The organism is Rodentibacter rarus, assembly GCF_001998965.1.
Classification (GTDB): Bacteria; Pseudomonadota; Gammaproteobacteria; order Enterobacterales; family Pasteurellaceae; genus Rodentibacter; species Rodentibacter rarus.
Genome location: NZ_MLHJ01000055.1, coordinates 1 through 15,030, shown reverse-complemented (window position 1 = coordinate 15,030; position 15,030 = coordinate 1). Strand labels below are relative to the sequence as shown.

Below are 15,030 nucleotides of genomic sequence, written 5' to 3'. Positions count from 1 at the left end.
ATTCGGACACACGCAGTGTTTCCCTGCGAACAGAACAAAAAAACAACGGTGTGTAACGGTGACATAATATTGGTAGACCACAATATTATGTCACCGTACTTTTTTATCATTTATTCTTTATTTTCTGATTTTGCTAATCCAATCCCGGCATAGCCTCGCTCACGAATAATGATTTCTTTTGATTTCCGGATCATATTTTCAATCGTTGTGCCTTGTACGAGAATAGAGAACGTGACTACGGCATAGGTCATCCCTAAAATGAGATCTCTCACATCCATATTTAACCCCTCGATATGGAATTGTCCCATAGGAATGGAAAGCGCCATCGCCAATGCCAACCCGCCACGTAACGCCCCCCAAGTCAGTACTTGCAGAGTATAAGGATTATATTTGCGATAACGTTTCATCACTTGGAAAGGAAGCCATACACTAACATAACGGCAAATCAAGCAAATGGGAATCGCAAGCGCGATCAAAATGAGACCTTGCCATGAAACGTGAATCAGTAGAATGGCTAATCCGATCAAGATAAATAATAGTGAATTTAGGAAGTGGTCGATCATTTCCCAAAAATGATTGAAATAATGTCTGCTTTGTTTTGAAAATCCGGTGTAGCGTGTCCAGTTACCAATTAAAATTCCGGCAACGACCATGGCTAACGCACCGGAGACGTGGAGCAAATTTGCCAACATAAAACCGGCAGTGGGGATAGTCAAGGTTAACAAAATTTCCAGCGATCCATCATCGGTCGCTGAAATTAAATAATGAGCAAGTAAGCCTATGCCAAAACCAAAGGCAATTCCCCCTAAAGCTTCTTGAAAGAACAGATGTAATATGCCGCTGACGGTGGGTTCTTGACCGCCAAAAGCAACAGCAAAAACCGTGGTGAAAATCACAAGCCCAATCCCATCGTTAAATAAAGATTCCCCTTCAACCTGCATAGCCAAACGTTTTGGTGCTTTTAAGTTTTTAATAATGGCAAGGACGGCAATGGGATCATCGGGAGAAATTAATGCACCGAATAAAATGCAGTAGATTAAATCAATATGCCAGCCAAATAATTGGCTGATACCATAAATCATAAAACCGATAAAAAAGGTGGAAGCAAAGGTAGAAAAAAGAGCGAAGGTGGCGATTTCCCATTTTTGGTTTTTTAATACCGGTAATTTAATCCCCAATGCACCGGCAAAAAGCAGGAAACCAAGAATACCGTTTAATAAAAAATCTTTAAAATCAATACGTTCGACTAATTTTATTGCAATGTCATCTAAATTAAACCAATTAAAATAGCCTAATAAAACGAATATTAAGGAGCCAAACATAGAGGTGGCGGTAATGGCGATAGTATATTGAATATTATCGTTGATTTTTTGTGTGATGAAACTGATTAAAATAGCAATCGTGGCAAGGAAACAGAGGTAAGTATAAATATTCATCGTTGATTTTTCGCAAAGAATAGTTGGTATGCATTAAGTATTTGCCTAGTATAAGCAAACTGTTATTATTTATAAAGTTTGTCTTGGGAGAAATAAAATAATGAAAAGGATTAATAAAATTTTTGTATTTTTACCCTTGATAGGTATTGCATTCGGCATTCATATTTTTAATCAATTTCGTATTTTTGAACCGGTTCGGATGGATTTTAAAAGCCAGATCCGGTTATCTTTTTCTCCCCTTGACTCATTTTGTTTTTTCGCCGTACCGGAATCTGTTCCTGTTTTAGAAAAAAAGCCTATTCGTTTACTCAGTTGGAATATTCACAAAGGGGAGGATCAAGGCTGGCAACAGGATTTAGTTCGATTTTCCCAACATCAAGATATGGTTTTGTTGCAAGAGGCAACAACAGAACAAAATTTATCTTCATTTTCGACCGCACTTTCTGTCTCAGGTTTTGCCTATAAAGGGCGATATTCAGGGGTAAAAACCTTTTCACAGACGATACCGCAACGTTACTGTGGACTTTCTCAGCCTGAACCTTGGATTTTTATCCCTAAGGTGGCGAGTATGATGAGTTTCCCGCTAAATAATGGGGAGGAATTGGTTGTGATTAATGTGCATTTAATTAACTTTGAATGGACACCGGAGGCTTATCAGGCACAACTTGAACGAATTTTTTCCCTTATTCCGCCATCTCAAAGTGCGGTCATTTTGGCGGGAGATTTTAATGCGTGGAATGGGGAACGAAAAAAGATTTTAGATGAATTTGTTACCCAAGCGGGATTGAATGAGGTATCTTTTGTTCCCGATGAGCGGCGGTATTTTTTCAATTATCCTCTTGATTTTGTCTTTGTTAGAGGGATGAAAGTATTATCGTCAAAAACGGAGACAGTGACCTCCTCCGATCATTCACCGATTTGGGTGGCGTTGGCATTTGAATAGCTCAAAGCGGGTGCGATGGTAAAAATCATCTAAAAAATTCACCGCACTTTTTAATTTTTTATAACCCCTATCACAATATCTTGTAAAACCACTGAAAAAAATCTACCGCATTTTTAGCGAACAATGGTACATTTAACGGCGTTTGACTTTTGTCATTTACAGGAAGGATGGATGCAAATTCATTCCATACATTTAATCCAATCATCAAACAGAGGGAAACAGTATGTTAATTGGTGTACCAAGAGAACTGCTTGATAATGAAAGCCGTGTGGCGGCAACGCCCAAAACGGTTCAACAAATCCTGAAATTGGGCTTTGAGGTGATCGTAGAACACAATGCGGGTTTTAAAGCCAGTTTTGAGGATCAGGCGTTTGTCGAAGCCGGCGCAAAAATTGGCACAGCAGCCGAAATTTGGCAATCGGATATTATTTTTAAAGTGAATCCGCCGACAGATGACGAAATCGCACAAATGAAAGAAGGAGCTACCTTGGTGAGTTTCATTTGGCGTGCGCAAAATCCAGAGTTAATGCAAAAATTAACGGCGAAGAAAATCAATGTGCTTGCGATGGATGCGGTGCCGCGTATTTCACGTGCACAGGCATTGGATGCGTTAAGTTCAATGGCGAATATTTCCGGTTATCGTGCAGTGATTGAAGCCGCACACGAATTTGGTAGTTTCTTCACCGGACAAATTACTGCGGCAGGTAAAGTACCACCGGCGAAAGTATTGGTGATTGGTGCGGGGGTAGCAGGGTTAGCGGCGATTGGTGCGGCTAACAGCCTTGGTGCGATTGTTCGAGCTTTTGACTCCCGTCCTGAAGTAAAAGAGCAAGTGCAAAGTATGGGCGCCAGCTTCTTAGAAATCGACTTCAAAGAAGAGGGGGGGAGTGGCGATGGTTATGCGAAAGTGATGTCGGAGGAATTTAACCGCCGTGCGATGGCGCTTTACGCTGAACAAGCCAAAGAAGTGGATATCATCATTACCACCGCAGCCATTCCGGGTAAACCGGCACCCCGTTTAATCACCAAAGAAATGGTGGATTCAATGAAACCGGGTTCGGTGATTGTAGATTTGGCAGCGGCAACCGGCGGTAACTGCGAATATACCGAAGCGGGTAAAGTGGTGACCACGGAAAATCAAGTCAAAGTGATTGGTTATACGGATTTCCCAAGCCGTTTACCAACCCAATCTTCCCAACTTTACGGTACAAACCTCGTTAACCTATTGAAACTCTTATGTAAAGAGAAAGACGGCAATATCAATATTGATTTTGACGATGTAGTATTGCGTGGTGTCACCGTGGTGCGTGATGGAGAAGAAATCCCACCGGCACAAATTCAAGTGTCTGCACAACCAAAACAAGAGGCAAAAGCCGCACCGGTTGCAGAGAAAAAAGAAGCGAAACCAATGGATCCTCGTGTGAAATACGGTGTGATGGCAGGTGTAGGCGTATTATTCCTCTGGCTTGCTTCTGTTGCGCCGGCAGCATTTTTATCGCATTTTACCGTATTCGTCTTGGCGTGCGTGGTGGGCTATTATGTGGTTTGGAATGTCAGCCACGCCCTTCACACCCCATTAATGGCGGTCACCAATGCCATTTCGGGCATCATTATTGTGGGGGCGTTGTTACAAATTCGTCAGCCGTCAGGCAACCTCTTTATTGATGCGTTAGCCTTTGTGGCCATTTTGGTGGCAAGCATCAATATTTTTGGTGGCTTCCGTGTCACACAACGTATGTTAGCAATGTTTAGAAAAGGTTAAGGAGATCGCAATGTCTGAAGGTTTAGTACAGGCTGCGTATATTGTTGCAGCATTACTTTTCATTATGAGCTTAGCTGGGCTTTCTAAACACGAAACGGCTAAAGCGGGTTGTTGGTTTGGCATTGTGGGGATGACAATCGCCTTAGTGGCAACGATTTTTGGGCCTCATTCAGAGGGAACATTCTGGATCATCATTGCGATGATTATCGGTGGGGTGATCGGTGTTCAACGTGCCTTAAAAGTGGAAATGACGGAAATGCCGGAACTGGTGGCGATCCTTCATAGCTTTGTGGGCTTGGCTGCGGTGCTTGTGGGCTTTAACAGCTACGGTTTACACGATATTCCAACGATGCCGAACGGTTTGGATGAAGTGCAACAGGCGCAGTTCCTTGCTGAGCAGGCAACGTTGACAACCATCCATAATGTGGAAGTTTTCCTTGGTATTTTTATCGGTGCGGTCACCTTCACCGGTTCTGTGGTGGCGTTCGGTAAACTCAGTGGAAAAATCAACTCAAAAGCCTTAATGTTACCTCATCGCCATAAATTAAATTTAGCGGCACTTGTTGTTTCTGCATTATTGATGGTGGCATTCTTAAACAATCCGGGCAATATTTTCCCTGTCTTGTTAATGACCGTCATTGCGCTCGCATTCGGCTGGCATTTAGTGGCATCTATCGGTGGGGCGGATATGCCGGTGGTGGTCTCTATGCTTAACTCTTATTCCGGTTGGGCAGCGGCAGCGGCAGGTTTTATGCTGAGCAATGACCTCTTGATCGTAACCGGTGCATTAGTGGGCTCTTCCGGTGCAATTCTTTCTTACATTATGTGTAAAGCGATGAACCGCTCATTTATCAGCGTGATCGCCGGTGGTTTTGGTAATGATGTTCAAGTGTCTTCCGATGAAGAACAAGGCGAACATCGTGAGACCAGCGCAGAAGAAGTGGCGGAATTATTGAAAAATGCAAGTTCTGTGATCATCACACCGGGATACGGTATGGCGGTTGCGCAAGCACAATATCCGGTCGCCGATATTACGGCAAAATTGCGTGAACGTGGTGTGAATGTCCGTTTTGGTATTCATCCGGTTGCCGGTCGCTTACCGGGTCATATGAACGTGCTGTTAGCGGAAGCGAAAGTGCCTTATGACGTGGTGCTTGAAATGGATGAAATCAACGATGATTTCGCTGATACCGATGTGGTATTGGTGATTGGCGCGAACGATACGGTAAACCCTGCTGCAATGGAAGATCCAAACAGCCCAATTGCAGGTATGCCGGTATTGGAAGTATGGAAAGCACAAAATGTCATCGTATTCAAACGTTCTATGGCGGTAGGATACGCGGGGGTGCAAAATCCATTATTCTTCAAAGAAAACACCCAAATGCTCTTTGGTGATGCGAAAGAGCGTGTTGAAGATATTTTAAAAGCCCTTTAAACGCTGTTTAAAAACACCATAAAAAATAACCGCACTTTGGGAAGCTAAAGTGCGGTTATTTTTTGTATTCAATTTACCACCTCACAAACCGTACACCACTATGTTGTAAGAGTAATTTCATTGGATCTTCATCGGTAGCAGTGCTTTTTTCTCTTAGTTCGATCAGTTTCATTCGCAAATGTGCTAGTTCGTGAATGCGTTTGGCAATTTCTTTGATGTGGTGATCGAGCAATTTATTCATTTCTTCGCTGCGCTGTTCCGGATAATGTTCAAGTGCGATGAGTGTTTTGATTTCACTAAGGGATAAATCCAAACTTCGACAATGGCAAATAAAAGAAAGGCGTTGGAGGTGATCTTCATTATATTGACGAAAATTTCCACTGGTACGTTGTGGCGGAGAAAGTAGCCCTTGTTTCTCATAAAAACGAATGGTTTCAACTGTGCAATTTAAGGCTTTGGCTAATTGTCCTATTTTCATGATGCCCCTTAAAAAATAACTTGACTCTGAAGTGACTTCATATTTTATCATTAGCCTCGCTTTTTTAATAATTAAATAAATAAGGAGACAAACGAATGCAATTTAAACTTACTGTGGGATTCACCGCACTTTTGGCGCTATCTATGGCAAATGCGCATAATGTATGGCTTGAACCCACTTCATCACAAGGCGAGTATGTGATGAAATTTGGTCATACGGAAACGGAATCCTATCCTCAACATAAAATCCAATCTTTCCAAGTTTTAAATTCTCAAGGAAAATTAACCGCACTTGATTACCGCTTCAAAGACGGTGAAGCCTATGTAATGCCAAAATCCAGCATCGTTTTTATGGTATTTAATAACGGTGTATGGTCAAAATTACCTAGCGGCAAATATGTGGAGAAAACCAAACGTGAAGCGCCTTCTGCGGAATTTACGACCAATCCGATGAAGATGGGAAAAGCCATTTTAAAATGGGATGAACAATCTTTTAATGCGCATAATGTGGCTTATGAATTGATCCCACAGGCAAAAGCGGAGGCGGGAAAACCCCTTGGCATTTTGGTTTTACACAATGGCAAACCGATTCAAGGGATTAAAGTCGGTATTGGGGAAGATGCTCCTTTTAATCTCACTAACGAAAAAGGCATTGCCGAATTTACGCCCGTCAAAGGCTATAACAAAGTTTGGGCGGAGTTTGAAGAAAATGTTGCGGAGAATCCTGATTATGATCGCCGTTCCATTGAATATATGCTGACCTTTGATGCGCAATAAATGTGAGAGGTTGTGATGAAAATCAGGTCTTTTTTCACCGCAATTTTAACGGCACTTTTCGGCATCTTCTATTTACCGAGTGCCAATGCTCACGCACTTTATGTCTTTGCCCAGTATGATGGGCAAGTGCTTTCGGGGAAATCTTATTATTCCGATATGGCACCGGCAGCGGCAACTTATTTTGAAGTATTCCGTTCCGGCATTGAGGAGCCCATTTTAACCGGTAAAACGGATGTACTGGGTGCGTTTAATATTGCCGTACCGGATGCACCGAATACGACACTAAAGGTTGTCGTAGAAGGTGAGGAAGGGCATAAAGTGTCGGTGGTGGCAGATCGCACAATGGTTTCAAATAGCAGTAACGATAATTTTATGTTACTTCGTGAAGATATTGCACATTTAAAAGATAAAATTTATTTGCATGATATTTTAGGCGGCATTGGTTATATTGTCGGGATTGCAGGGTTGATCGCCTGGTTGAATTCCCGAAAAATTAAACAAGGAGCCAAATAATGCATTTATCTGAAGGCGTGTTGCATACCCCTATTTTATTGACCGGTGCTGCGCTTGCCGCTATTGGTGTGGCAGTCGGTGTTCGCCGATTAGAGCACGAACGTTTACCGCTTACCGCCTTATTCGCTGCTGCTTTTTTTGTTGCAAGCACAATCCATATCCCGGTAGGGTTTGGCAGTGTTCATTTGATTTTAAATGGTATGGCGGGATTATTTCTTGGATGGGCGGTATTTCCAGCGTTTCTCATAGCCTTGCTGCTACAAGTGTTGTTCTTTTCCTTTGGCGGATTTGCTGTCCTCGGTGTGAATCTCTGCATTATGGCAACGCCGGCTATTCTTATTCATTATCTTTTCCGTTCATCGCTACAACCTCAAATGGCATTGAAGACCTGTTTACTAATCGGCGTTGGGGCTGGTGTGATTGGAGTCGGGGGAGCCGCAGCCCTAGCCTCTTTCGCATTAGTGCTTGATAACGGAAAAAATTACATTGATCTCATTTGGTTACTGCTTGTCTCTCATCTTCCCGTGTTTATTTTAGACAGCGTGATTAGTGTCGGTGTGATTTCACTCCTTTGCAAAATGTATCCGGCTGCATTCAATTCCACGACACGGATTTCTTCATGAAAATTCAGGCGTTATTTCAACCGCACTTTCGATTAATTTATCTCTTTATTTGGGGATTTATTATTAGTGGTTTACAAGATCTTACTTGGCTCATCACGCTAAATGTCAGCGTGATGTTTGTTTTTGTCTTGCTCATTTCAATGGGAAAACAAACCTTTTTTCTTTATTTCCAACGTTGGATTCGCTTTTTCCTTTTCATTGTTTTAATGTGGGTGACATTAAGTTGGCAAATTGGAGAGAGAGGAATTGAATTTCATCCTCAAGGAATTCAACTTGCAGAAATATTGAGTCTTCGGATGAACCTTTTGTTGTTTTCCGTTTGGTTTTTTTTATGGAATATGAATGAAACGGTTTTACTACAGGCTCTGGGTAAATTACCTTTGCCTGAAAAATTAAGTCAATTAATTGTGTTGACGGTACGTTACATCGCCCTTTTGAGGGAATTGCGACAAAAAATGGACAGAGCAATGCGTGCCAGAGGGTATCAGCCAAAATTGAATGTAAGAACGCTTTATGTCACAGCACAAAGTGTCACATTATTACTAATTTATGCATTGTTAAAAGCTGAGACAGCACAAATTGCACTGAAATGTCGTGGTTTTCAATTTGGCAAAAGGAAAGAAAATGCTGAGCGTTAAAAATCTTTGTATTGAACGTAATGATAAAACGATTATTGAGGATTTAACTTTTCATCTTGAGGGGCAAAAACGCCTATTTGTTCAAGGCGATATTGGCACGGGGAAAACCACCTTATTACTTGCCTTGCTTGGTTTTGTGCCTATTTCAAAAGGGGAGATTAAACTGTTTGATAAAATTTGCCAAAAAGAAAAAGATTTTGCGCCATTCCGAGGAATAGTGGGAATGTGTTTTCAACATTCTGATGATCAACTTTTTGGCCCAACTGTGTTAGACGATGTCGCCTTTGGACCGCTTAACCAGCAACATTCTCGTGAATATGCCTATCAACTTGCGGAACAACAACTTGAACGTTTAGGTATCAACCATTTAAAGGATCGCACTGTGCATACCCTTTCCGGTGGTGAGAAAAATTTTACTGCACTCGCCGGTGTGCTTGCTATGCAGCCTAAAATGTTACTCTTAGATGAGCCCACTAATGGATTAGATCGAAAAAATATCGAAAAACTGACCGCACTTTTGCGTGAGTTAGGGCTCCCAATGCTCATCTCTTCACATCATCTAGGGTTTATTGAAAAACTGGCTGATGAGGTGATTCAATTATAAAAGGGGAAATTTGAACCTTTCCCCTTAATGTTCTGAAATATCCCCAATGGAATTCTGCCTGAATTCTTATGTGGACCTTGGAATTAGTTCATCCAGAAAAAGTAGGTTAATCCACTAATAACCACAATGCAGAAGAGGTTTAATACCAACCCGACTTTTGCCATATCCGTCTGTTTGATATGACCGGTACTAAAGACAATTGCATTTGGTGGTGTGGCAATAGGCAGCATAAAGGCACAACTTGCTCCACAGGCGATAATCGCCGCAAGAGAAATAGGCGGGAACCCCATGGATTGGGCAACGGAAATCACAATCGGCATAATCAATGCCGCACTGGCTGTATTTGAGGTAAATTCCGTCAGGAAAATAATAAAGGCGGTGAGGGTGACACAAAGTACCCAAAGGGGTTTGGTTTGCACAAATTGCACAATACTGTCAGCCATAATTTTACTTGCACCGGAATCTTTCATTACCACACTAAGGGTTAAACCACCGCCAAATAAAATTAATACCCCCCACTCAACCCGTTCTTGAATGTCTTTCCATTTTGCGGCGTTGGATACGCAAATTAAAATAACCGCACTTAGCGCCACAACGGTGTCAAAGTTTTCGATTTTATTCGGTAACCCAAGGGCATTGGATAGCCAAGGATTGATTAATGAACCAAAGAGCAGTAACGCAGCCATAACGGTAAAAATCACCAAGGTGATACGATTTTTTGAGGTAAACTGAATTCGCTCAATTGTAGGGTTGAAAGGCACGTTGAAGTCCGGACGGAGGATAACCCATAAAGAAAATAACATAGAGGGGAGCAAAAGTAACATCACCGGAAAACCATACCCCAACCATTCTGTAAAGGTAACCGGAATTTGGGAGGCAAGAATCGCATTAGGAGCGCTCCCGACTAAGGTGCCAATTCCTCCGATATTGGCGCTAAATGCCATGCCGAGTAGCACAAAAGCATAAAGACGATAATTATTTCCCACATTAATACCTTTTAGCATACCCAGAGTTAATGGCAGCATCATTGCCGCAACTGCTGTGTTATTAATCCACATGGAAAGAAAAGTGGTCACGCCAAATAAATAGGCAATCGCCAATTTCAAATTACCTTTCGCCAACCGGATAATATAGCCTGCAATGAGTTTATCTAAGGATTGAATTTGCAATACGGCAGCCATCACAAAACCACCAAAGAACATATAAATAATGGGGGTCGAAAAAGGCGCCAGTGCTTTTTGAGTATTGATAAGCCCTAACCCAATGGCTAACACCGGCACAATCAAAGAGGTGACGGTAATATCAAAGGCTTCTGTTAACCAGAGAATGCCAATGAAAATGAGCAGTGCTAATCCTCGATTTTCTTTTGGTGAGAAGGGAAGGAAATGAATTAAAAACAGCATCAAAATAAAATCTAAGGTGAGGATAAGTGTGCTTTTATATTTGGAGAAAAAAGTGGAATGTGTTTTCATCGGGATACTCCTTATATGATTTTTAATCAACAAATTTTTAACAAAATTTAAATAATGGGTCAAATGATTTCAAAATGAAATAAGGCAGGAGAATGAAGTCGATCTTTTTTATAAAAAATAATGAAATTTTGACTGCACTTTTATTATTGGTGTTTATATTCTTATTATTGTGATGAGTACTTACCGGATGGATTTGTGTTTATTCCTCTCTATTATTCAGCCGCAAACGGATATCCGGTCAGTCGATTTTAGCGAGTGTTTTGGGGAGTGGGTGAGAATGAAAGTGCTGGTAGAATAATTGGTGTGGTAAATCCATCAGCTGTTTTTTCAAGCATTGAATCTGATAGCGAAGGGGCTTTTTAGTTAAAAGGAAACCCGATATTGATATATCGGGTCTAATTATTTCAATTAAACATTAAATGCAAAGGGTGGCGGGCTGTGCACCTTTAATGAAGGGCATTTCTTTACTAGAGATCAAAATCGCCAAAATCGTTGGTATCAACTTTAGAATCAATTTGTCCTACAAGATAAGAGCTCACTTCCACCTCTTGCGGGGCCACTTGCACATTATCAGACACCAACCACGCATTAATCCAAGGAATTGGGTTAGAACGTGCTTGGAATGGTAATGGCAAGCCAACGGCTTGCATACGGATATTGGTGATATATTCCACATATTGCACCAAAATATCCTTATTTAAACCGATCATTGACCCGTCTTTAAACAAATAATCCGCCCATTCTTTTTCCTGTTCTGCCGCAGCGAGGAATAAATCATAGGCTTCTTGTTTACATTCTTCGGCAATTTCTGCCATTTCAGGATCGTCTTGACCTGCCGCCATAATGTTTAAAATATGCTGCGTACCGGTTAAATGTAACGCTTCATCACGAGCGATAAATTTAATGATTTTTGCATTACCTTCCATTAATTGGCGTTCCGCAAAGGCGAAAGAGCAGGCAAAAGACACATAAAAACGAATGGCTTCAAGGGCATTCACACTCATTAAGCAAAGGTAAAGTTGCTTTTTGAGGTTGCGTAATGTGACGACACATTCTTTGCCATCTACCGTGTAAGTCCCTTCACCGTATAAACCATAAAGTTGGCTATCACGGATTAAATCATCGTAGTAAGAAGAAATATCTTTTGCACGTTTGATGATTTCTTCGTTGGTGACGATGTCATCAAAAACGATGGATGGATCGTTCACAATATTACGAATAATATGGGTGTAAGAACGGCTATGAATGGTTTCAGAGAACGTCCAAGTTTCAATCCAAGTTTCTAATTCCGGAATAGAAACTAGGGGTAACAGTGCCACATTCGGGCTGCGCCCCTGAATGGAATCCAATAGGGTTTGATATTTTAAGTTACTGATAAAAATATGTTTTTCGTGTTCAGGCAATGCGGCGTAGTCAATACGATCTTGCGACACGTCCACTTCTTCCGGACGCCAGAAGAAAGAAAGTTGTTTTTCGATTAATTTCTCGAAAGTTTCATATTTTTGTTGATCGTAACGGGCAACGTTAACATTCTGACCAAAAAACATCGGCTCTTTTAATTGGTCGTTTTTAGTTTGTGAGAAAGTGGTGTATGCCATTTGGGTTTCCTCTGTTTTTAAAAAAGTGCGGTCGATTTTAACCGCACTTTTAAAGGGTTGATTAATTAGATTTTACAAGCCCCACCTGCACAGCCGTCATCAAGATCTTCTTGGGCATCTTCGGCGCCGTCACGGGTGTTTTGGTAGTAAAGGGTTTTTAAGCCGTATTTGTAAGCGGTTAATAAATCTTTTAACAACACTTTCATCGGCACTTTGCCGTCTTCAAAGCGTTTTGGATCGTAGTTGGTGTTGGCGGAAATCGCTTGATCCACGAATTTTTGCATAATACCGACCAAATGTAGATAACCATCATTGCTTGGGATATCCCAAAGTAATTCGTAGTTATCACTCAAATTTTCATAATCCGGCACGACTTGTTTTAAGATACCGTCTTTTGAGGCTTTCACGCTCACATGACCACGAGGCGGTTCGATACCATTGGTGGCGTTAGAAATCTGTGATGACGTTTCCGATGGCATTAATGCAGTGAGGGTGGAGTTACGCAAGCCAAATTCTTGAATGTCTTTACGCAAACTTTCCCAATCGTAATGTAACGGCTCTTGGGTGAGCGAATCCAAATCTTTTTTATAGGTATCAATCGGTAAAATACCTTGTGAATAGGTGGTCTGGTTGAAATATTCACAAGCCCCTTGTTCTTTTGCCAAGTTCATTGAGGCTTTCAATAAGTAATACTGAATCGCTTCAAAAGTGCGGTGGGTTAAATCATTCGCACTGCCATCGGAATAACGCACGCCGTTTTTCGCTAAGTAATAAGCATAGTTAATCACCCCAATTCCTAAAGAGCGGCGGGCAAGAGAACTCCGTTTTGCCGCAGCAACAGGGTAGTCTTGATAATCCAATAGGGCATCTAAGGCACGAACGGCAAGATTGGCTAACTCTTCTAATTCATCAAGGTGTTCAATTTTGCCTAGATTAAATGCGGAAAGGGTGCAAAGGGCTATTTCACCATTTTCATCGTGAATGTGACTTAATGGTTTGGTTGGTAAGGCAATTTCTAAACAAAGGTTAGATTGACGTACCGGGGCGACTTTCGGATCAAACGGTGAGTGGGTATTACAGTGATCCACATTTTGAATATAGATACGACCTGTTGAAGCGCGTTCTTGCATTAACAGAGAGAAAATTTCGACCGCTTTAACCGTGCGTTTACGAATATTTGGATCTTGCTCATATTTGACATAAAGTGCTTCAAATTTATCTTGATCGGCAAAGAATGCTTCGTAAAGCCCCGGTACATCGGACGGGCTGAATAAAGTAATATCGCCGCCTTTGATTAAGCGTTGATACATTAATTTATTTAATTGCACACCATAGTCCATATGGCGAACACGGTTATCTTCCACACCTCGGTTGTTTTTTAACACGAGCAAGCTTTCGGCTTCTAAATGCCATAATGGGTAGTAAACCGTTGCCGCACCGCCGCGCACGCCGCCTTGTGAACAAGATTTCACCGCAGTTTGGAAATATTTATAGAACGGAATACAACCCGTATGGAAAGCTTCACCACCACGGATTTCACTGCCTAAAGCACGAATTGCACCGGCGTTTACGCCAATTCCCGCACGCTGGGAAACATATTTTACAATGGCTGAGGCGGTGGCGTTGATAGAATCTAAGCTATCGCCACATTCAATTAAAACACAAGAACTGAATTGACGGGTTGGGGTGCGCACGCCTGCCATAATCGGTGTGGGTAAGGAGATTTTGAAGGTGGAGGTGGCATCATAAAAACGCTTGATATAGTCCAAGCGGGTTTCCTGTGGATATTTTGAAAACAAACTCGCAGCAACCAATAAATAAAGGAATTGTGCCGATTCGTAAATCTCACCGGTGACACGATTTTGCACTAAATATTTGCCTTCCAGTTGTTTGACGGCAGCATAAGAAAAGGTCATATCACGCCAGTGATCGATAAATCCATCCATTTCATCCCATTCTTCACGGGTGTAATCGTCTAAAAGGGCATGATCATATTTCCCCATACGCACAAGTTTTTTGACATGATCATATAAACGAGGCGGGTCGAAGTGACCGTAAGCTTTTTTACGTAAATGGAAAATCGCCAAACGAGCGGCAAGATATTGATAATCAGGGGTATCCTTGCTGATTAAATCCGCTGCCGCTTTGATGATGGTTTCGTGAATATCAGAAGTACGAATCCCTTCATAAAATTGAATATGCGAACGTAATTCAACTTGAGAAACCGAAACGTTTTCTAATCCTTCAGCTGCCCAAGTAATCACACGGTGAATCTTATCAAGGTTGATTTGTTCCAGCGTGCCATCACGTTTTGTCACCATTAAACTTTTGTTCATCAGTACGAGCCCTGTTACTATTACGATATTTTTTTGAACACAATATATAGTGTTTATAAAAGAATGTCCCACAAGATAATGTGTTTTTTCATTAGGATCAAGTGATAAATTTTCTGTCAAAATGATTGACAAAAGGTAAGTTATTTAAAAACAAAAGTTTTTTGATAAACCGTAAAAAGAAGAATTTTTTTACTTGAAAAAACAAAAAAAGTGCGGTTAAAAGTTGGGTGTTTTTCGGTATTATGCAGCAGTTGCACAACGTTGTTTTTTGTTATCTTGTAGGGACACACTGCGTGTGTCCGAGTTTTAACCTATTGAAATAATTTGATTTTATAACGGACACACGCAGTGTGTCCCTATGTTTTGGTTAAAATTTCTGTTTTATGCATTTGCTACATAATACCGGAAAAAGCCAT

The 15,030-nt window shown here is 41.3% G+C and carries 13 protein-coding genes; 8 read left to right on the top strand and 5 right to left on the bottom strand.

The genetic code is table 11. The annotated features are described in order from the left end of the window. Positions 1-110: 110 nt before the first annotated feature. A complete protein-coding gene (locus BKK50_RS06670) occupies positions 111-1,436 on the bottom strand; it encodes a cation:proton antiporter (RefSeq protein WP_077416550.1) in 1,326 nt (441 codons plus the stop codon). 100 nt (positions 1,437-1,536) lie between these two features. On the opposite strand from BKK50_RS06670, the gene BKK50_RS06665 reads away from it, so the two are divergent. From BKK50_RS06665 to pntB, 3 genes are all read left to right on the top strand, one after another. After that, on the top strand, positions 1,537-2,379 hold the full coding sequence (locus BKK50_RS06665; protein ID WP_077416548.1) for an endonuclease/exonuclease/phosphatase family protein: 843 nt from the start codon (positions 1,537-1,539) through the stop codon (positions 2,377-2,379). A gap of 223 nt (positions 2,380-2,602) precedes the next feature. Beyond that, positions 2,603-4,141: a Re/Si-specific NAD(P)(+) transhydrogenase subunit alpha gene (gene pntA, locus BKK50_RS06660; RefSeq protein WP_077416546.1), complete on the top strand. Its 1,539-nt coding sequence runs from the start codon at positions 2,603-2,605 to the stop codon at positions 4,139-4,141. Positions 4,142-4,151: 10 nt separating this feature from the next. Beyond that, on the top strand, positions 4,152-5,576 hold the full coding sequence (pntB, locus tag BKK50_RS06655) for a Re/Si-specific NAD(P)(+) transhydrogenase subunit beta (RefSeq protein ID WP_077416543.1): 1,425 nt from the start codon (positions 4,152-4,154) through the stop codon (positions 5,574-5,576). A 73-nt stretch (positions 5,577-5,649) separates the two neighbouring features. On the opposite strand, the gene BKK50_RS06650 is transcribed toward pntB, so the two are convergent. Then, positions 5,650-6,054, bottom strand: a complete 405-nt coding sequence (locus tag BKK50_RS06650) for a Cd(II)/Pb(II)-responsive transcriptional regulator (protein ID WP_077416541.1) — start codon at positions 6,052-6,054, stop codon at positions 5,650-5,652. A gap of 95 nt (positions 6,055-6,149) precedes the next feature. Here BKK50_RS06650 and BKK50_RS06645 point away from each other — a divergent pair, with 95 nt between their 5' ends. From BKK50_RS06645 to BKK50_RS06625, 5 genes are read left to right on the top strand one after another with little or no spacing between them, the layout of a single operon-like run. Beyond that, the gene (locus BKK50_RS06645) at positions 6,150-6,830 is read left to right on the top strand and encodes a DUF4198 domain-containing protein (protein ID WP_077416539.1); all 681 of its coding nucleotides are present in this window, start codon (positions 6,150-6,152) and stop codon (positions 6,828-6,830) included. 15 nt (positions 6,831-6,845) lie between these two features. Beyond that, on the top strand, positions 6,846-7,343 hold the full coding sequence (locus BKK50_RS06640; protein WP_077416537.1) for a hypothetical protein: 498 nt from the start codon (positions 6,846-6,848) through the stop codon (positions 7,341-7,343). After that, positions 7,343-7,966, top strand: coding sequence for a cobalt transporter CbiM (gene cbiM / locus BKK50_RS06635; RefSeq protein WP_077416535.1), 624 nt, complete (start codon positions 7,343-7,345; stop codon positions 7,964-7,966). The genes BKK50_RS06640 and cbiM overlap by 1 nt, the downstream gene beginning before the upstream one ends. After that, a complete protein-coding gene (locus tag BKK50_RS06630) occupies positions 7,963-8,604 on the top strand; it encodes an energy-coupling factor transporter transmembrane component T family protein (protein WP_077416534.1) in 642 nt (213 codons plus the stop codon). Before cbiM ends, BKK50_RS06630 begins: the two co-directional genes overlap by 4 nt. Then, positions 8,591-9,208, top strand: coding sequence for an energy-coupling factor ABC transporter ATP-binding protein (locus BKK50_RS06625; RefSeq protein ID WP_077416532.1), 618 nt, complete (start codon positions 8,591-8,593; stop codon positions 9,206-9,208). The genes BKK50_RS06630 and BKK50_RS06625 overlap by 14 nt, the downstream gene beginning before the upstream one ends. An 83-nt stretch (positions 9,209-9,291) precedes the next feature. Here the strand turns inward: BKK50_RS06625 and BKK50_RS06620 are convergent, their stop codons facing one another. From BKK50_RS06620 to nrdA, 3 genes are all read right to left on the bottom strand, one after another. Then, positions 9,292-10,680, bottom strand: coding sequence for an SLC13 family permease (locus tag BKK50_RS06620; RefSeq protein ID WP_077416529.1), 1,389 nt, complete (start codon positions 10,678-10,680; stop codon positions 9,292-9,294). A gap of 467 nt (positions 10,681-11,147) precedes the next feature. Next, on the bottom strand, positions 11,148-12,278 hold the full coding sequence (gene nrdB / locus BKK50_RS06615; protein ID WP_077416527.1) for a class Ia ribonucleoside-diphosphate reductase subunit beta: 1,131 nt from the start codon (positions 12,276-12,278) through the stop codon (positions 11,148-11,150). A 65-nt stretch (positions 12,279-12,343) separates the two neighbouring features. Next, the gene (gene nrdA / locus BKK50_RS06610) at positions 12,344-14,614 is read right to left on the bottom strand and encodes a class 1a ribonucleoside-diphosphate reductase subunit alpha (RefSeq protein WP_077416526.1); all 2,271 of its coding nucleotides are present in this window, start codon (positions 14,612-14,614) and stop codon (positions 12,344-12,346) included. Between the last annotated feature and the right edge of the window lie 416 nt (positions 14,615-15,030).